15 protein-coding genes are annotated in these 17,942 nt (G+C 54.3%); 13 read left to right on the forward strand and 2 right to left on the reverse strand.

Annotation, left to right across the window (positions count from 1 at the left end; translation table 11 throughout):
- Positions 1–319 precede the first annotated feature (319 nt).
- Positions 320–2,080 carry a 30S ribosomal protein S12 methylthiotransferase accessory factor YcaO gene (gene ycaO / locus ACWHWP_RS07700; RefSeq protein ID WP_447855348.1) on the reverse strand — a complete coding sequence of 587 codons (1,761 nt, stop codon included), beginning with the start codon at positions 2,078–2,080 and terminating at the stop codon, positions 320–322.
- Between the two features lie 127 nt (positions 2,081–2,207).
- Here ycaO and ACWHWP_RS07705 point away from each other — a divergent pair, with 127 nt between their 5' ends.
- The 13 genes from ACWHWP_RS07705 (at position 2,208) to ACWHWP_RS07765 (ending at position 17,137) form a co-directional block, all read left to right on the forward strand.
- Positions 2,208–2,900 (forward strand): DUF421 domain-containing protein, encoded by a 693-nt coding sequence (locus ACWHWP_RS07705; protein WP_447855349.1) that lies wholly within the window; start codon positions 2,208–2,210, stop codon positions 2,898–2,900.
- Between the two features lie 162 nt (positions 2,901–3,062).
- Complete coding sequence (gene serC, locus ACWHWP_RS07710) at positions 3,063–4,151, forward strand: 3-phosphoserine/phosphohydroxythreonine transaminase (protein WP_029739497.1); 1,089 nt, start codon at positions 3,063–3,065, stop codon at positions 4,149–4,151.
- 68 nt (positions 4,152–4,219) lie between these two features.
- A complete protein-coding gene (gene aroA, locus ACWHWP_RS07715) occupies positions 4,220–5,503 on the forward strand; it encodes a 3-phosphoshikimate 1-carboxyvinyltransferase (protein ID WP_063955667.1) in 1,284 nt (427 codons plus the stop codon).
- A 185-nt stretch (positions 5,504–5,688) separates the two neighbouring features.
- Positions 5,689–6,372 (forward strand): (d)CMP kinase, encoded by a 684-nt coding sequence (gene cmk, locus ACWHWP_RS07720; RefSeq protein WP_013097305.1) that lies wholly within the window; start codon positions 5,689–5,691, stop codon positions 6,370–6,372.
- A gap of 111 nt (positions 6,373–6,483) precedes the next feature.
- On the forward strand, positions 6,484–8,157 hold the full coding sequence (gene rpsA / locus ACWHWP_RS07725; protein ID WP_014169387.1) for a 30S ribosomal protein S1: 1,674 nt from the start codon (positions 6,484–6,486) through the stop codon (positions 8,155–8,157).
- Positions 8,158–8,327: 170 nt separating this feature from the next.
- Positions 8,328–8,615 carry an integration host factor subunit beta gene (gene ihfB, locus ACWHWP_RS07730; RefSeq protein ID WP_008499965.1) on the forward strand — a complete coding sequence of 96 codons (288 nt, stop codon included), beginning with the start codon at positions 8,328–8,330 and terminating at the stop codon, positions 8,613–8,615.
- A gap of 215 nt (positions 8,616–8,830) precedes the next feature.
- A complete protein-coding gene (locus ACWHWP_RS07735; protein WP_447855350.1) occupies positions 8,831–11,095 on the forward strand; it encodes a ComEC family protein in 2,265 nt (754 codons plus the stop codon).
- Between the two features lie 36 nt (positions 11,096–11,131).
- On the forward strand, positions 11,132–12,883 hold the full coding sequence (gene msbA / locus ACWHWP_RS07740) for a lipid A ABC transporter ATP-binding protein/permease MsbA (protein ID WP_047346910.1): 1,752 nt from the start codon (positions 11,132–11,134) through the stop codon (positions 12,881–12,883).
- Positions 12,880–13,857: a tetraacyldisaccharide 4'-kinase gene (gene lpxK / locus ACWHWP_RS07745; protein WP_447855351.1), complete on the forward strand. Its 978-nt coding sequence runs from the start codon at positions 12,880–12,882 to the stop codon at positions 13,855–13,857. Before msbA ends, lpxK begins: the two co-directional genes overlap by 4 nt.
- Before the next feature lie 44 nt (positions 13,858–13,901).
- Positions 13,902–15,131: a winged helix-turn-helix domain-containing protein gene (locus tag ACWHWP_RS07750; protein WP_447855352.1), complete on the forward strand. Its 1,230-nt coding sequence runs from the start codon at positions 13,902–13,904 to the stop codon at positions 15,129–15,131.
- 45 nt (positions 15,132–15,176) lie between these two features.
- A complete protein-coding gene (gene ycaR, locus ACWHWP_RS07755; protein ID WP_006174474.1) occupies positions 15,177–15,359 on the forward strand; it encodes a protein YcaR in 183 nt (60 codons plus the stop codon).
- Complete coding sequence (gene kdsB, locus ACWHWP_RS07760; protein WP_447855353.1) at positions 15,356–16,102, forward strand: 3-deoxy-manno-octulosonate cytidylyltransferase; 747 nt, start codon at positions 15,356–15,358, stop codon at positions 16,100–16,102. The genes ycaR and kdsB overlap by 4 nt, the downstream gene beginning before the upstream one ends.
- Before the next feature lie 141 nt (positions 16,103–16,243).
- Positions 16,244–17,137: a YcbJ family phosphotransferase gene (locus ACWHWP_RS07765; RefSeq protein WP_063955677.1), complete on the forward strand. Its 894-nt coding sequence runs from the start codon at positions 16,244–16,246 to the stop codon at positions 17,135–17,137.
- On the opposite strand, the gene elyC is transcribed toward ACWHWP_RS07765, so the two are convergent.
- Positions 17,114–17,893: an envelope biogenesis factor ElyC gene (gene elyC / locus ACWHWP_RS07770; RefSeq protein ID WP_063430743.1), complete on the reverse strand. Its 780-nt coding sequence runs from the start codon at positions 17,891–17,893 to the stop codon at positions 17,114–17,116. The genes ACWHWP_RS07765 and elyC overlap by 24 nt on opposite strands.
- Between the last annotated feature and the right edge of the window lie 49 nt (positions 17,894–17,942).

A 17,942-nucleotide genomic window follows, 5' to 3' on the forward strand; every position in this document is an offset into this window, starting at 1 on the left:
ATAGGCCCGCACTGTGTATGGTTTTACAGCAAATGCGGAGTAAGTATTTGATTATCCGTATAAAAATAAATTTTAAAAGTTATGAAAAGAGTTGAATTTTTTCGTCCAGCCACCTCTGAAACAGTTAATTAATATGGAGTATTTACCATAAAAAGTAACAGTAAAGCTCAGGTAAATATTATTATATTTACCCACGTTTAACTTTATTATTACATTCAACAATCATTGCCGAAGAAAATAAAAAAACGGGGCAATGAAATTGCCCCGTAATATAGCCCAGACGATTGAATACGCCTACTGCCGGTAATGTTATGTGCGCTTATTTTGACCAGTAAGCGGCTTTTGCTTTCTGCAGCTTTTCGTAGGCCTTCAGCAGCGACTGATGCGCAGGGAAGGCTTTCAGATCGCTATCAATAGCCTGCAGACCATAGAATGGCTCTTCGCCACTCAGGGCCGCGCTGGCTGCTTCTACGGCCTCAGCGCCGTACATACGCACGAAAGCATTCAGATATTGCAGCGGCTCGCGATCCTCTTCCTGTGCGAGCAGCAACAGCGTTTGCAGACAGCGATAATAATTGGTGCGCTCGGCAGAGAAGACCGACTGGTTGAACTCCATGGTCCACTCGGTCCAGGCCAGGGCCTGATCCAGGTCGCCACCCGCCAGGGCCAGCATCGCTTTCAGCTCACCGATACGCAGGGTGTACCAGCCGTTATCTTTACCGGTCGCCAGGCCCAGCAGTTCACGTACGCGCGTGAAGTCATCGTGGCCTTCCTCGTCCAGCTGGGCGATCAGGTTCAGATAATCTTCTTTCGCCCATTCGCTGCCCGGCAGAGCCAGCAGCGTTTCGCGCAGATGCGCGCCCATGCTGTTATTCGCCAGCCACAGATCTTCGGCAGGGTAGATGTCGGACATGCCGGGAACAATAATGCGGCACGCGTAAACGCCGAGGTGCTCGTAGTCGGCGATATAGACGTCCTGGTCTTCGGCTTTGAAGATAGCCATCAGCGTGGCGAACTCTTCTTCGGTTGTACCGGCAAAGCTCCAGTCCACGAACGGATAGTCTGCGTCCTGCTTGAACATATCCCAGGAGATCAAACCGCTGGAGTCGATGAAGTGGGTTTCGAGGTTGGTATGCTCGGCCACTTCTTCGTCGTCAAACGTTGGCGGGGTGAACACGTCTAGATCTTTCAGGCTACGGCCCTGCAGCAACTCGGTAACGGTACGTTCCAGCGCCACGCCGAAGTCAGGATGCGCGCCGAAGGAGGCGAAGCAGGTGCCGTTCGTGGGGTTAAACAGCACAACGCAGATAACCGGGTACTTACCGCCCAGCGAGCCGTCATACGCAAAAATAGGGAAACCTTCTGCTTCCAGTTTGGCGATGGATTCCACCACGCCCGGATAACGCGCCAGCACGTCGGCCGGAATTTCAGGCAGGCTGATAGATTCGGCAATGATGCGGTTTTTAATATGGCGTTCGAAGACTTCAGACAGACCCTGTACGCGTGCTTCATTGCGGGTGTTACCGGCGGACATACCGTTGGACACATACAGGTTGCCGACGATGTTCATCGGGATATAGACGGTCTGCTCATCAGACTGACGGGTAAACGGCAGGGCGCAAATACCGCGATCTTCGTTACCGGACTGCAGATCGATCAGCATGCTGGCCGTCAGTTCGCTGTCTGGATCGTAGAAGGCACGCAGGCGAGCGTCGAGAATACCTTCCGGCAGTTCGTCATCTTCGGTCAGCGGGAACCATTTTTCATTTGGATAGTGAACGAACGGGCCGTTAGCGATGGTTTCGCCCAGCCAGAAGTCAGCGAAGAAATAGTTGGTGGACAGACGCTCAAAATACTCACCCAGCGCAGAGGCCAGTGCCGCTTTTTTGGTCGCGCCTTTACCGTTGGTAAAGCACAGGGCACACTCTTTATCGCGAATATGCACGGACCAGACATGAGGCACCGGATTGAGCCAGGAGGCTTCTTCGATGTTAAAACCCAGGTCGGTCAGTTTTTGCTGGAAGCGAGCGATGGAATCTTCCAGAGCGGCGTCTTTGCCGGGGATAAACGTTTGAGTCATGGCGTTCACTTTTATCGTACGTAAAGCGCGCAATGATACGGGTTTTGCGTGACGGGTGCTATCTTCGGCGAAAATAAAAGCCTGAGCTATGCTTACATTCAGTAACCTACTGTTAAGGCATAGAAAAATGAAAGCGTTTGATCTCCAGCGGATGGCGTTTGATAAAGTCCCTCCTGAGTTTTTAGGCGAAGTCGCTCTGCGCAGTCTGTATACCTTCGTTCTGGTCTTTCTGTTTCTCAAGATTACGGGCCGTCGCGGCGTAAGGCAGATGTCGCTCTTTGAGGTGTTGATCATCCTGACGCTGGGTTCAGCAGCGGGGGACGTCGCCTTTTATGATGATGTACCGATGGTGCCGGTGTTTATCGTCTTTGTCTCACTGGCGCTGCTTTACCGCCTTGTCATGTGGCTGATGTCGAAAAGCGAAAAGCTGGAAGATCTGCTTGAAGGGAAGCCGGTCGTTATCGTCGAGAACGGACAGCTGGCCTGGGAAAATGTACAGAGCGCCAATATGACCGAGTTTGAGTTCTTTATGGAGCTTCGTCTGAAGAGCGTTGAACAGCTCGGGCAGGTGCGTCTGGCAATAATGGAAACTAACGGTCAAATCAGCGTCTATTACTATTCTGACGACGAGGTGAAGCCGGGACTGTGTATCCTGCCGGATATGCTTATCGAGCGTTTCAGAACCGTACCCGAATCGGGCGAGTATGCCTGCGTGAGATGTAGCCACGTGATTGCAATGCAGCCGGGGGATCGTCAATTATGCCCTCGCTGTGCAAATCCGGAATGGACGAAGGTTAGCCGTGCTAAACGCATCACCTGACAGCCATTTTGTCGGTTTTGTCATAGCGAGGCGGCAGATTGTTTTGTGTGACGTAGGGCACATTTCACGGGTCATAAGTTTTAGACATTGCGGCGCGTGTCACTGAATGATAAAACCGATATCCACAGTTATAACTTATGGCTTTTAGCGTGGTGAGGGGAAATGGCTCAAGTCTTTAATTTCAGTTCAGGTCCGGCGATGTTACCGGCAGACGTACTTAAACAGGCTCAACAGGAACTTTGTGACTGGAATGGTCTGGGGACGTCGGTGATGGAGATCAGCCACCGGGGTAAAGAGTTTATTCAGGTGGCGGAAGAGGCAGAAAAGGATTTTCGCGATCTGCTGAATATCCCCTCGAACTACAAAGTATTGTTCTGTCACGGCGGTGGGCGCGGTCAGTTTGCTGGCGTACCGCTGAATATCCTTGGAGACAAAACGACGGCCGACTACGTTGATGCGGGTTACTGGGCGGCAAGCGCCGTTAAAGAAGCGCATAAATACTGCACGCCGAATGTTATTGACGCCAAAGTAACCGTTGACGGTCTGCGCGCCGTGAAGCCAATGAGCGAGTGGCAGCTTTCAGATAACGCAGCGTATCTGCACTACTGCCCGAACGAAACCATTGACGGGATTGCCATCGACGAGACGCCAAACTTCGGCAGCGATGTCGTGGTTGCCGCCGACTTTTCCTCCACCATTCTGTCTGCGCCAATCGATGTCAGCCGCTACGGTGTTATTTATGCGGGCGCACAGAAAAATATCGGCCCGGCCGGTTTGACTATCGTCGTCGTGCGTGAAGACCTGCTGGGTAAAGCGCATAAATCCTGTCCGTCGATTCTCGATTACACCGTGTTGAACGATAACGACTCTATGTTCAACACCCCACCAACGTTCGCCTGGTACCTTTCCGGCCTGGTCTTCAAATGGCTGAAGCAAAACGGCGGCGTGGCGCAGATGGACAAAGTGAATCAGCAGAAAGCCGAACTGCTGTACGGCGTGATCGACAAGAGCGATTTCTACCGCAACGATGTGGCGAAGGCTAACCGTTCCCGCATGAACGTGCCGTTCCAGCTGGCGGACAGCAGCCTGGACAAAGTGTTCCTGGAGGAGTCCTTCGCGGCAGGCCTGCATGCGCTGAAAGGCCACCGCGTTGTCGGCGGCATGCGTGCCTCTATCTATAACGCGATGCCGCTGGAAGGCGTTAAAGCCCTGACTGATTTCATGATCGATTTCGAACGTCGCCACGGTTAATTGCGCTGTTTTCACCCCCGCAGCGCTGCTGCGGGGTTTTTATTATGTTGAGTTGAGAGTTAAGTTTCATGGAATCCCTGACGTTACAACCTATCGCGCGGGTAGATGGCACCATTAATCTGCCTGGTTCAAAAAGTGTCTCGAACCGCGCTCTGCTGCTGGCAGCTCTGGCAAACGGCACCACCGTCCTTACAAACCTGCTGGACAGCGATGACGTGCGCCATATGCTCAATGCGCTGAAAGCGTTGGGAGTTCATTACACGTTGTCTGACGATCGCACTCGCTGCGAAGTGACGGGGAACGGCGGTGCGCTAAGTTCAGCCGAGGAACTGGAACTGTTTCTGGGTAACGCGGGAACCGCGATGCGCCCGCTGGCGGCAGCTCTGTGCCTGGGCAGCAACAACATTGTGCTGACCGGCGAGCCTCGCATGAAAGAGCGTCCGATTGGCCATCTGGTGGACGCCCTTCGCCAGGGTGGCGCACAGATTGAGTATCTGGAGCAGGAAAATTATCCGCCACTGCGTCTGCGCGGGGGCTTTACCGGCGGAAACGTTGAGGTGGATGGCAGTGTGTCCAGCCAGTTCCTGACGGCGCTGCTGATGACCGCACCGCTGGCACCGCAGGATACCCTTATCACCATTAAGGGCGATCTGGTTTCCAAACCGTACATTGATATCACACTGCACCTGATGAAGACCTTCGGCGTCGAGGTTGAAAACCAGGCCTATCAGCGCTTTGTGGTGCGCGGTGCCCAGCAGTACCAGTCTCCGGGCAACTATCTCGTTGAAGGGGATGCCTCATCCGCCTCCTATTTCCTGGCCGCAGGGGCCATTAAAGGCGGCACGGTAAAAGTGACCGGTATTGGCCGCAACAGCGTGCAGGGTGATATCCGCTTTGCCGATGTGCTCGAGAAAATGGGGGCCGTTGTGACCTGGGGCGATGACTTCATCTCATGTACTCACGGCGAGCTGAACGCCATCGATATGGACATGAACCATATCCCGGATGCGGCGATGACCATTGCTACAGCGGCACTGTTCGCCAAAGGCACCACCACGCTGCGTAATATCTATAACTGGCGCGTAAAAGAGACGGACCGCCTGTTCGCGATGGCGACCGAGTTGCGTAAAGTGGGGGCAGAGGTGGAAGAGGGCGAAGACTATATTCGCGTAACCCCTCCGGCAAAACTGCAGTTTGCGGAAATCGGAACCTATAACGATCACCGTATGGCGATGTGCTTCTCGCTGGTGGCGCTGTCCGACACGCCTGTCACAATTCTCGATCCGAAATGTACGGCGAAAACCTTCCCGGACTACTTCGAACAGCTGGCACGCATTAGCACGCTGGCCTGATAACATGTTGCCGCATCACCCGATGCGGCATTTGCTTACGCTTCATTACGAACACCTCCGCTCATTTCTTCTACACTCTGCTTCAATCATTCCGTAATTTGCACGCAAAGGTAACAGTTGCGCACGTTGGCGCGTATAATGCGCGGCGTTCATGTAAACGGTATGCCTTATTTAAGGAGAAAAAGATGACGGCAGTTGCCCCGGTAATCACCATTGATGGGCCAAGTGGTGCAGGGAAAGGTACTCTGTGCAAAGCGATGGCGGAAGCATTGCAATGGCATCTTTTAGATTCGGGAGCAATCTATCGCGTGCTGGCTCTGGCTGCGCTGCATCATCACGTGGATGTGGCGTCTGAAGAGGCGCTGGTTCCGCTGGCTGCGCATCTGGATGTGCGTTTCGTGTCGACCGATGGCAATCTGGAGGTCATCCTTGAAGGGGAAGACGTGAGCGGCGAAATCCGTACGCAGGAAGTGGCGAATGCCGCCTCCCAGGTGGCGGCATTCCCGCGCGTTCGCGAGGCGCTGTTACGTCGCCAGCGCGCTTTCCGTGAAGCCCCGGGTCTGATTGCTGACGGACGTGATATGGGAACCGTGGTATTCCCTGATGCGCCTGTGAAAATTTTCCTTGACGCCTCTTCGGAAGAACGTGCGCAACGCCGCATGCTTCAGTTGCAGGAAAAGGGGTTTAGTGTTAACTTTGATCGCCTTTTATCCGAGATAAAAGAGCGCGATGACCGCGATCGTAACCGCGCCGTCGCCCCACTTGTTCCTGCAGAAGATGCATTAGTTCTGGATTCAACCAGTTTAACTATTGAGCAAGTGATTGAAAAAGCGCTACAATATGCGCGCCAAAAACTGGCACTCGCGTAATCGCGACCGATTTAGTAGTACCCCCGCTGCAATGGATTGACGGCGGGTATGTGAAACAACCCCATCCGGCACGGAGCCAGGTGGACGTTAATATTAACCTGAAGATTAAACATGACTGAATCTTTTGCTCAACTGTTTGAAGAATCCTTAAAAACAATCGAAACCCGCCCGGGTTCCATCGTTCGCGGTGTTGTTGTTGCTATCGACAAAGACGTAGTACTGGTTGACGCCGGTCTGAAATCTGAGTCCGCCATTCCGGCAGAGCAGTTCAAAAACGCCCAGGGCGAGCTGGAAATCCAGGTAGGTGACGAAGTTGACGTTGCTCTGGACGCAGTAGAAGACGGCTTCGGTGAAACCCTGCTTTCTCGTGAGAAAGCTAAACGTCACGAAGCATGGATCACGCTGGAAAAAGCTTACGAAGAAGCTGAAACTGTGGTCGGTGTTATCAACGGCAAAGTTAAAGGTGGCTTCACTGTTGAGCTGAATGGTATTCGTGCGTTCCTGCCAGGTTCTCTGGTAGACGTTCGTCCAGTTCGTGACACCCTGCACCTGGAAGGCAAAGAGCTTGAGTTCAAAGTAATCAAGCTGGACCAGAAGCGTAACAACGTTGTTGTTTCCCGTCGTGCCGTTATCGAATCCGAAAACAGCGCAGAACGCGATCAGCTGCTGGAAAACCTGCAGGAAGGCATGGAAGTCAAAGGTATCGTTAAGAACCTCACTGACTACGGCGCATTCGTTGACCTGGGCGGCGTTGATGGCCTGCTGCACATCACCGACATGGCGTGGAAACGCGTTAAGCACCCAAGCGAAATCGTGAACGTGGGCGACGAAATCACTGTTAAAGTGCTGAAGTTCGACCGCGAGCGTACTCGTGTATCCCTCGGCCTGAAACAGCTGGGCGAAGATCCATGGGTAGCTATCGCTAAGCGTTACCCAGAAGGTACTAAACTGACTGGTCGCGTAACCAACCTGACTGACTACGGCTGCTTCGTTGAAATCGAAGAAGGCGTTGAAGGTCTGGTGCACGTTTCCGAAATGGACTGGACCAACAAAAACATCCACCCATCCAAAGTTGTTAACGTTGGTGATGTAGTGGAAGTGATGGTTCTGGATATCGACGAAGAACGTCGTCGTATCTCCCTGGGCCTGAAACAGTGCAAAAACAACCCATGGCAGCAGTTCGCGGAAACCCACAACAAGGGTGACCGTGTTGAAGGTAAAATCAAGTCTATCACTGACTTCGGTATCTTCATCGGCCTGGACGGCGGCATCGATGGCCTGGTTCACCTGTCTGACATCTCCTGGAACGTTGCAGGCGAAGAAGCAGTTCGTGAATACAAAAAAGGCGACGAAATCGCTGCAGTTGTTCTGCAGGTTGACGCAGAGCGTGAGCGTATCTCCCTGGGCGTTAAACAGCTCGCAGAAGATCCGTTCAACAACTGGGTTGCACTGAACAAGAAAGGCGCAATCGTAAACGGTAAAGTGACTGCAGTTGACGCTAAAGGCGCAACCGTAGAACTGGCTGACGGCGTTGAAGGTTACCTGCGCGCTTCTGAAGCTTCCCGTGACCGCGTTGAAGATGCCACTCTGGTTCTGAACGTAGGCGACGACGTTGAAGCTAAGTTCACCGGTGTTGACCGTAAGAACCGTGCAATCAGCCTGTCTGTTCGTGCTAAAGACGAAGCTGATGAGAAAGATGCAATCGCAACTGTTAACAAACAGGAAGATGCAAACTTCTCTAACAACGCAATGGCTGAAGCTTTCAAAGCAGCTAAAGGCGAGTAATATCAGGTTCTCAGCATCGTTTGACCTGTAACATATTTACAGTGCGAAGGATGAGGAGCAAACTTGACAGATTGCAGGATTCGTCCTGTAATCAATAACAAAGGGCGGCTACGGCCGCCCTTGTTTAATGAGCTGTTCAGCTAATTGGTTTGAAAGGAACCGGAGGAATCATGACCAAGTCAGAATTGATTGAAAGACTTGCCAGTCAGCAACCGCATATCCCTGCCAAGGCAGTGGAAGATGCCGTAAAAGAGATGCTGGAGCATATGGCTTCCACTCTTGCCCAGGGCGAGCGCATTGAAATCCGCGGTTTCGGTAGTTTTTCTCTGCACTATCGTGCTCCACGCACCGGGCGTAACCCGAAAACTGGCGATAAAGTCGAACTGGAAGGTAAGTACGTTCCACACTTTAAGCCGGGTAAAGAACTGCGCGATCGCGCCAATATTTACGGCAACTGAGTTTAACCATCGGGTTAAACTGGGTTTGAAAGAAAGCACCTGCGGGTGCTTTTTTTATACTTAACGTTATCGCATCTGAAGATGCCCCGCATTTTTCGTTTCAGCTTCTGCAAACCGATAAAAACAGTACAGCGTTTGCTGTAAAACGCATTCTTCTCACCTGACAACGCGATCCGTCGGCTTGCATACTGCCCCTCTGAAACAGGGAGGTAGTAATGGGCATACCCGCGCTGAGTATCTGCGCCATTCTGGCGATAACCCCTTTACTCTGGTTACCTGAACTGCCATCGCGTCGTATCGTGTGGATGATGATTATGGCTGGGATAGGGCTGGCTGCACTGCGAAACGTACGACTGAAGTATGTGGGGATCGGGGTACTATTTTGTGTATGGGGTATTCTTGCCGCGCAAGAAAGCGTCTGGCCGATGACGCATTTAACCTCCGGTGCGGTACGGGCTGAGGTTGCCATCACCGCGACCGATGGCGCAACCCTGCATCAGGGAAAAATTCTCAGCGTTGATGGTCAACGCTGGTGGGCATCCACTGGCATAACGTTGTATGGCAATTATCTGCCACAGAAGGCGTGTGCCGGCCAGCGTTGGGCCATGAGCCTCAGGCTCAGGCCTGCTCATGGTGAACTGAACGACGGAGGTTATGATGCCCAGCGAAGCGCTTTTGCTCAGCATCAAACGCTGAGTGGGCGATTCACCCATGCAGAACTCGTCGATGGGCGCTGCAGTCTGCGGGCCCAGTACCTGGTGTCACTGCAAAACCGACTTACTGTTTATCAATGGGGATCGGTTATTCTTGGCTTAGGGATGGGTGAGCGTCTGGATGTACCCCGGGAAATAAAAGACCTAATGCGTGAAACCGGCACGCTGCATCTCATGGCGATTTCGGGTCTGCATATCGCGCTGGCGGCCTCCCTCGTCTGGTTACTGGCACGTGGGTTCCAGTTTTTACTACCTGGTCATCGTATCCACTGGCAAATGCCTCTCGTGGCCGGGTTGTTCTTTGCCGCTTTCTACGCCTGGCTTACCGGTTTGCAGCCTCCAGCGTTGCGAACGGTCATCGCGCTTGCCGTGCTCGCGACGTTGCGGATCGCTGCCCGTCAATGGTCTCCCTGGCAGGTATGGTTTTGCTGTATCGCGGCAATCCTGATAAGCGATCCATTAGCGATACTTTCGCAGAGCCTGGCTCTGTCAGCATTTGCCGTCGCCGCGCTGATTTTATGGTTTCAGTGGCTGCCTCTTCCTCACTGGCATCGGACACGCTGGTTAAGGCCGCTACTGAACCTGATTTATCTGCAGGTCGGCATGCTGTTGCTGCTCATGCCATTACAGGTTCTTATTTTCCATGGCGTCAGCATCTCCTCTCTGGTCGCTAATCTCTTTGCCGTTCCGCTGGTGACGTTTGTCTCCGTGCCGCTCATTCTGCTCGGTATGCTGCTCCATCTAATGCCGCTTGCCGCAGTAGAAGGTGCCATCTGGTTTGCAGCCGATAAATCGCTTGCGGGGCTGTTCTGGCTGCTGATGCGCCTGCCTGATGGCTGGCAAAATGTGGATCAACGCTGGCAATACATGACATTACTGCCCTGGCTTAGCGTCATTGGCTGGCGTTTTCGTGCCTGGAAAACCGTTCCTGCCGTTTGTCTGGCAGGAAGTGTCTTACTGACATTTCCCTTCTGGCAACCGACAAAAAACGATAGCTGGACGCTACATATGCTGGACGTGGGGCAGGGACTGGCAATGGTTATTGAACGGCAGGGAAAAGCCATTCTCTATGATACCGGCCTCGCATGGCCGGGCGGAGATAGCGCGCAGCGGTTAATTATCCCGTGGCTACGCTGGCATCACCTGCGGCCAGAAGGCGTTATTCTGAGTCATGACCATCTCGACCACGCGGGGGGACTGGCATCGCTCAAAAAAGCATGGCCAGACGCGTGGATAAGAAGCGCGTTACGTCAGGCAGGACACCGTCCGTGTTTTAGAGGACAGCGCTGGGAATGGCAGGGGCTCACCTTTACCGTCCACTGGCCGCCTGAAAATTCCCACTCCCAGGGGAATAACGCTTCCTGCGTGGTAAAAGTCGACGACGGTGAGCAGAGTGTGCTGCTAACAGGCGACATTGAAGCGCAGGCGGAACAGGCTATGCTTAGCCATTACTGGCGTCATATGACCTCCACGCTCATACAGGTACCTCATCATGGCAGCAATACGTCTTCGTCATTGCCGCTGGTACAGCGGGTGGCAGGACAGATCGCCCTGGATTCAGCGGCCCGCTATAACGCATGGCGATTCCCGTCGGCAAAAGTTGTCCGACGTTATCGAAAAGAGGGGTATATCTGGCACGATACACCTCATTCTGGACAAATATCGGTGACATTCTCGCAACATCACTGGCAAATCCGGCGCTTGCGAGAGCAATATTTACCCTTTTGGTATCATCAGTGGTTTGGCGCGCCCGTAGATAACGGGTAGAATATGCGGCTATTTCAACGAATGCTGGTTTTTTGAATGCATAACGACAAAGATCTCTCCACGTGGCAAACGTTCCGCCGACTCTGGCCGATGATTGCGCCCTTTAAACCAGGCTTGATCGTGGCGGGTGTAGCGTTAATCCTCAACGCAGCCAGCGATACTTTTATGCTATCGCTTCTCAAACCGTTACTGGACGACGGTTTTGGTAAAACGGATCGCTCAGTGCTGCTATGGATGCCTCTGGTGGTTATCGGACTGATGATCTTACGCGGTATCACCAGCTATATTTCCAGCTACTGTATTTCCTGGGTATCAGGGAAAGTGGTGATGACCATGCGCCGTCGTCTGTTCAGTCACATGATGGGCATGCCGGTCTCATTCTTTGATAAACAGTCGACCGGGACGCTGCTGTCTCGCATTACCTACGACTCAGAGCAGGTCGCCTCCTCGTCCTCAAGCGCGCTGATTACCGTTGTGCGTGAGGGGGCATCGATCATCGGCCTGTTCGCGATGATGTTCTATTACAGCTGGCAGCTGTCGATTATCCTTATCGTGCTGGCTCCGATTGTCTCCATCGCTATCCGCGTCGTGTCTAAGCGTTTTCGCAATATCAGTAAGAATATGCAGAACACGATGGGGCAGGTCACGACTAGCGCGGAACAGATGCTGAAAGGCCATAAAGAAGTTCTGATTTTCGGCGGTCAGGAAGTCGAAACCAAGCGCTTCGATAAAGTCAGCAACAAAATGCGTCTGCAGGGAATGAAAATGGTTTCGGCCTCTTCAATTTCAGACCCTGTCATTCAGCTCATTGCTTCTCTGGCGCTGGCGTTCGTTCTCTATGCGGCAAGCTTCCCGAGCGTGATGGAGACCCTGACAGCCGGGACTATCACCGTTGTTTTCTCCTCTATGATTGCGCTGATGCGCCCGCTGAAATCTCTGACCAACGTGAACGCGCAATTCCAGCGCGGGATGGCCGCCTGCCAGACCCTGTTCAGCATTCTGGATTCCGAGCAGGAAAAGGATGAAGGTAAGCGCGTGATCGAGCGTGCAAACGGCGACGTTGAATTCCGCAACGTTACCTTTACCTATCCAGGCCGAGAAGTGCCTGCGCTGCGTAATATCAACCTGTCTATTCCGGCGGGTAAAACCGTTGCGCTGGTGGGCCGTTCTGGTTCGGGTAAATCGACTATTGCCAGCCTGATGACCCGTTTCTACGACATTAACGAAGGTGAAATCCTGTTAGATGGTCACGACCTGCGGGAATATACCCTGCAGTCGCTGCGTAACCAGGTTGCGCTGGTCTCTCAGAACGTGCATCTGTTTAACGATACGGTCGCCAACAACATCGCTTATGCACGCACTGATGAGTACAGCCGCGAGCAGATTGAGAACGCCGCGCGTATGGCCTACGCAATGGACTTTATCAACAAGATGGATAACGGTCTGGATACCATCATTGGTGAAAACGGCGTGCTCCTCTCCGGTGGCCAGCGCCAGCGTATTGCGATTGCGCGCGCGCTGCTGCGTGATAGCCCAATTCTGATCCTGGACGAAGCGACGTCCGCGCTGGATACCGAATCTGAACGCGCTATCCAGTCGGCGCTGGATGAACTGCAAAAGAACCGTACCTCACTGGTGATTGCGCACCGTCTGTCAACTATCGAGCAGGCTGATGAAATCGTCGTGGTTGAGGATGGCGTCATTGTTGAACGCGGAAGCCATGCCGATCTGCTGGAACACCGCGGCGTTTACGCCCAGTTGCATAAGATGCAGTTCGGTCAACAATGATTGCACGCATCTGGTCCGGTGAGTCCCCGCTGTGGCTGCTGCTTTTGCCGCTCTCCTGGCTATATGGTCTGGTGAGCGGCATTATCCGTCTGCTTTACCGTCTGGGGCTTAAGCGGGCTTGGCGTGCGCCAGTTCCGGTTGTGGTTGTCGGTAATCTCACGGCGGGCGGCAACGGTAAAACGCCGGTGGTTATCTGGCTGGTGGAACAACTGGAAAAATGCGGTATTCGTCCTGGTGTTGTCTCTCGCGGTTATGGCGGTAAAGCGGCGCAGTATCCTCTGCTGCTGACGGCGGAAACGACAACCGCTGAAGCGGGCGATGAACCGGTCCTGATATATCAGCGTACCGGCGCGCCGGTTGCGGTCTCTCCAGTGCGCAGCGACGCCGTGCAGGCTCTGGTTACCGAGCACGCGGTGCAAATCATCATTACAGATGATGGTCTGCAACATTACGCCCTGGCGCGTGATAAAGAAATTGTGGTGATCGACGGGGTTCGCCGTTTCGGTAACGGCTGGTGGCTTCCAGCGGGGCCAATGCGGGAACGCGCTTCGCGTCTGAAGTCCGTTGATGCGGTGATTGTGAACGGTGGTGAGGCAACAGCGGGTGAAATCCCCATGCGTCTCCTGCCGGGCATGGCGGTCAATCTGGTGACGGGTGAACGTCAGCCGGTTTCTCAACTACCTGCGCTGGTGGCGATGGCCGGTATTGGTCATCCTCCGCGTTTCTTCGCTACGCTGGAGCAGTGTGGCGCACGGCTTGAGAAACGCGTTCCGTTGGCCGACCACCAGGCGCTGATGGAAGAGCAGATCGATGCGCTCACCGTGCCTGGTCAGAGCCTGATCATGACCGAAAAAGATGCGGTGAAATGCCGTGCCTTCGCGAAAGAAAACTGGTGGTATCTGCCGGTTGACGCTGAACTCAGCGGCGAGCAGCCGGAACGTTTGCTCAAGGAACTGATTGCGTTGGTAAAATAAACGCTTACGCGGTTCTGGTGGCGCTTTGACTGACAGGAAAACGCATGTCTTTACCGCAACTCTCGCTTTCAGCCGCACGTCATTTACACCTTGCCGCGCAGGGGCTGCTCAAAAAGCCCCGCCGCCGCGCGAAGCCTGCCGATATTCTCTCTACCGTCCAGCGCATGTCGCTACTGCAAATCGACACCATTAACATTGTGGCGCGCAGCCCTTACCTGGTGCTGTTTAGCCGTCTGGGAAATTATCCATCGCAGTGGCTGGATGAGGCGCTCAGCAAGGGAGAGCTAATGGAGTATTGGGCGCACGAAGCTTGCTTCCTGCCCCGCAGCGATTTTGCGCTGGTCCGTCACCGTATGCTCTCACCGGATAAGATGGGCTGGAAGTACCGACAGGCGTGGATGCTGGAGCACTCGGCTGAAATCGAGCAGCTCATCGCGCATATTCAGGAAAACGGCCCTGTACGCTCCGCCGATTTTGAACACCCCCGTAAAGGCACAAGCGGCTGGTGGGAGTGGAAGCCGCACAAGCGTCATCTTGAAGGGCTGTTCACGTCAGGCAAAGTGATGGTGATAGAACGGCGTAATTTTCAGCGCGTATACGACCTGACGCATCGCGTGATGCCGCACTGGAACGACGAGCGTGACCTACTCTCGCAGGAAGCGGCTGAGGCCATCATGCTGGAGAACAGCGCCCGCAGTCTGGGCATTTTCCGTTCACAATGGCTGGCAGATTATTACCGACTACGCCAGCCCGCCCTAAAACCGCTGCTGGAAAAGTGGCAGCAGGAACGGCGAATCATTCCCGTCATGGTGGAAACACTGGGCGAAATGTGGCTGCATGAGGATCTTCTCCCGCTCTTGCCTCTGGCTCTGGAAGGGAAACTGCAGGCCACCCACAGCACGGTGCTGTCGCCTTTCGATCCGGTGGTCTGGGACAGAAAACGCGCCGAGCAGCTGTTTGATTTCAGCTACCGGCTGGAGTGTTATACCCCTGCGGCAAAGCGTCAGTATGGGTATTTTGTGTTACCTCTGCTGCATAAGGGACAGCTGGTTGGGCGTATGGACGCCAAAATGCACCGTAAGACCGGCACGCTTGAAATCATTGCCCTTTATCTGGAAGAGGGCGTTAGGGTGACAGCAACCCTGGAGAAAGGGTTAACGTTAGCCATTAGCGAATTCGCACGCTGGCAGGGTGCTCAAGACGTGACGCTGGGGCGGTTGCCCGACGGGCTGTTTACATCCTGTCGAAGTGGCTGGGAAACAGGCACTCCCTGAAAAAGGAATGTGTTAAGCTTTAGCGATTACCCATACGGAGGAACTATGGATCACCGTTTACTAGAAATTATTGCCTGCCCGGTATGCAACGGCAAACTCTACTACAGCCAGGACAAACAAGAGCTCATTTGTAAGCTGGATAGCCTGGCCTTCCCGCTGCGCGACGGTATTCCGGTATTGCTGGAAAATGAAGCCCGTTCCCTGGTGGCAGAAGAGAGCAAACCATGAGTTTTGTTGTCATTATTCCTGCGCGCTACGCGTCTACGCGTCTGCCAGGTAAACCGCTGGTGGATATCAACGGCAAGCCGATGATTGTGCATGTCCTTGAGCGGGCGCGTGAATCCGGAGCCGAACGCGTGATTGTCGCTACCGATCATCCGGACGTCGCCCGCGCGGTTGAGGCCGCAGGCGGTGAGGTGTGTATGACCCGCGCCGATCACCAGTCCGGCACTGAACGTCTGGCGGAAGTGGTTGAGAAATGCGGTTTCAGTGATGATACGGTCATCGTGAACGTGCAGGGTGACGAGCCGATGATCCCGGCGGTTATTATCCGTCAGGTGGCAGAAAACCTGGCTCAGCGTCAGGTTGGTATGGCGACGCTCGCGGTACCTATTCACCACGCTGAAGAGGCATTCAATCCAAATGCGGTGAAGGTGGTTATGGATGCCGAAGGCTATGCGCTCTATTTCTCCCGCGCCACGATTCCGTGGGATCGCGATCGCTTTGCGCTCTCTAGAGAGACCATTGGTGATACCTTCCTGCGTCATATTGGGATCTACGGCTATCGCGCCGGCTTTATTCGCCGCTATGTCACCTGGGCGCCGAGCCCGCTGGAGCATATCGAAATGCTGGAGCAGCTTCGCGTGCTTTGGTATGGCGAAAAAATCCACGTTGCCGTTGCCAGCGAAGTACCTGGAACGGGCGTAGATACGCCGGAAGATCTTGAGCGCGTCCGCGCCGAACTGCGTTAATATCGCCTGCATCCCCCCTTTTGGGGGGATGTCTTTTCGCCACGCCTTTCCCTTTCTTCTCCATAATTGATCTCTTCCGGGTGACATCTTCATCCAGGACGCTCATTATAAAAGCAGTGGTCTTAATGGGGGTAATCTCATATGGAACAGCTGCGTGCCGAACTTAGCCATCTGCTTGGTGAGAAGTTAAGCCGGGTCGAATGCGTGAGTGAAAAGGCCGATACCGCGCTCTGGTCGCTGTACGACAGTCAGGGCAACCCAATGCCGCTGATGGCCAGAAGTTTTACCTCGCCGGGCGTCGCCAGGCAGCTTGCATGGAAAATGTCGATGCTGGCACGGGAAGGGACAGTCCGTATGCCGACGGTATATGGCGTGATGACGCATGAGGAACACCCCGGCCCGGACGTGCTGCTGATTGAGCGTTTACGCGGCGTGTCTGTTGAAGCCCCGGCGCGCACGCCGGAGCGCTGGGAACAGTTGAAAGACCAGATTGTTGAGGCGCTGCTGGCCTGGCATCGTCAGGATAGCCGTGGACTCGTGGGGCCTGTCGACAGTACGCAGGAAAACCTGTGGCCGCTGTGGTATCGCCAGCGGGTTGAAGTGCTGTGGGGCACGCTTAATCAGTTCAATAACACCGGTTTAACCATGCAGGACAAACGCATTCTGTTTCGTACCCGCGAGTGCCTGCCGGCGCTGTTCGAGGGCTTTAATGACAACTGCGTGCTGGTCCACGGTAATTTCACCCTGCGCAGCATGCTCAAAGACTCCCGCAGCGATCAGCTCCTGGCGATGGTCGGACCGGGGATCATGCTCTGGGCGCCGCGCGAATATGAGTTGTTCAGGCTCAGCGACAGCGGGGCGGCGGAAGGTTTACTGTGGCACTACCTTCAGCGCGCGCCCGTTGCAGAAGCATTCCTCTGGCGGCGCTGGCTCTATCTGCTCTGGGACGAAGTCGCGCAGCTGGTCAATACCGGACGTTTCAATCGCGCGAACTTCGATCTGGCGACAAAATCACTCTTGCCCTGGCTCGCCTGAGGAACCTTTCAGCCACTGCCAGAGGCGTCCGAGCGTCTCATAGCCGACGCGGTCGCTATGCATCAGCCATGCGGGGGACGGGATTGCCCGTTCCCACGGATTGAGCGGCGCGTCGATGGCCATCTGGTTTGCCGGTGCGGGAAGCGGGTGCAGGCCTTGTTTTTCAAAGAAAATCATTGCCCTTGGCAGGTGTGAGGCGGAGGTCACCAGCAGGAACGGGACATCGCCAATCGCCTGCTTCACCGCGGCAGCCTCTTCTTCGGTATCTTTTGGACTGTCCAGGGTGATGATTGAGCTACGCGGCACGCCGAGGGATTCCGCGACTCGGGCGCCCGCCTCAGCCGTACTCACCGGGTTTGTTTTTGCTGCCGCGCCGGTGAAGATCATTTTTGAACCCGGGTTCGCCAGCCACAGGCGAATACCCTCGTTTAGCCGTGGCAGGCTGTTGTTGATCAGGTTCGAGCTGGGCGCCCAGTCAGGATCCCAGGTATACCCGCCGCCCAGCACCACGATGTACGCCACTTTCTGGTTTCCCTGCCACGTCGGGTACTTATTTTCGATAGGGCGTAACAGACCATCCGCGACCGGTTGCAGGCTTAACAGCAGCAGGACAAACCAGCCGAGCGTGATAAGCGTTTTGCCACTTTTCTGAAAGCGACTGAACCAGACCAGCGCCAGCCCCAGCGCGATCGTGAGCAGCAGTAGCGGAAGGGGAAGCATCATCCCTCCAATGTATTTCTTAAGGGTAAAAAGCATCCTTTTTGGTTCCTTTTTTGACCATATAGCAGGTGATTACCGGTGATAT

The organism is Enterobacter sp. WI-ESBL-E8, assembly GCF_053364895.1.

Coding starts and splice junctions, on each gene's coding strand:
- ycaO (WP_447855348.1), bottom strand. CDS start 2,080: ATGACTCAAACGTTTATCCCCGGCAAAGACGCCGCTCTGGAAGATTCC.
- ACWHWP_RS07705 (WP_447855349.1), top strand. CDS start 2,208: ATGAAAGCGTTTGATCTCCAGCGGATGGCGTTTGATAAAGTCCCTCCT.
- serC (WP_029739497.1), top strand. CDS start 3,063: ATGGCTCAAGTCTTTAATTTCAGTTCAGGTCCGGCGATGTTACCGGCA.
- aroA (WP_063955667.1), top strand. CDS start 4,220: ATGGAATCCCTGACGTTACAACCTATCGCGCGGGTAGATGGCACCATT.
- cmk (WP_013097305.1), top strand. CDS start 5,689: ATGACGGCAGTTGCCCCGGTAATCACCATTGATGGGCCAAGTGGTGCA.
- rpsA (WP_014169387.1), top strand. CDS start 6,484: ATGACTGAATCTTTTGCTCAACTGTTTGAAGAATCCTTAAAAACAATC.
- ihfB (WP_008499965.1), top strand. CDS start 8,328: ATGACCAAGTCAGAATTGATTGAAAGACTTGCCAGTCAGCAACCGCAT.
- ACWHWP_RS07735 (WP_447855350.1), top strand. CDS start 8,831: ATGGGCATACCCGCGCTGAGTATCTGCGCCATTCTGGCGATAACCCCT.
- msbA (WP_047346910.1), top strand. CDS start 11,132: ATGCATAACGACAAAGATCTCTCCACGTGGCAAACGTTCCGCCGACTC.
- lpxK (WP_447855351.1), top strand. CDS start 12,880: ATGATTGCACGCATCTGGTCCGGTGAGTCCCCGCTGTGGCTGCTGCTT.
- ACWHWP_RS07750 (WP_447855352.1), top strand. CDS start 13,902: ATGTCTTTACCGCAACTCTCGCTTTCAGCCGCACGTCATTTACACCTT.
- ycaR (WP_006174474.1), top strand. CDS start 15,177: ATGGATCACCGTTTACTAGAAATTATTGCCTGCCCGGTATGCAACGGC.
- kdsB (WP_447855353.1), top strand. CDS start 15,356: ATGAGTTTTGTTGTCATTATTCCTGCGCGCTACGCGTCTACGCGTCTG.
- ACWHWP_RS07765 (WP_063955677.1), top strand. CDS start 16,244: ATGGAACAGCTGCGTGCCGAACTTAGCCATCTGCTTGGTGAGAAGTTA.
- elyC (WP_063430743.1), bottom strand. CDS start 17,893: ATGCTTTTTACCCTTAAGAAATACATTGGAGGGATGATGCTTCCCCTT.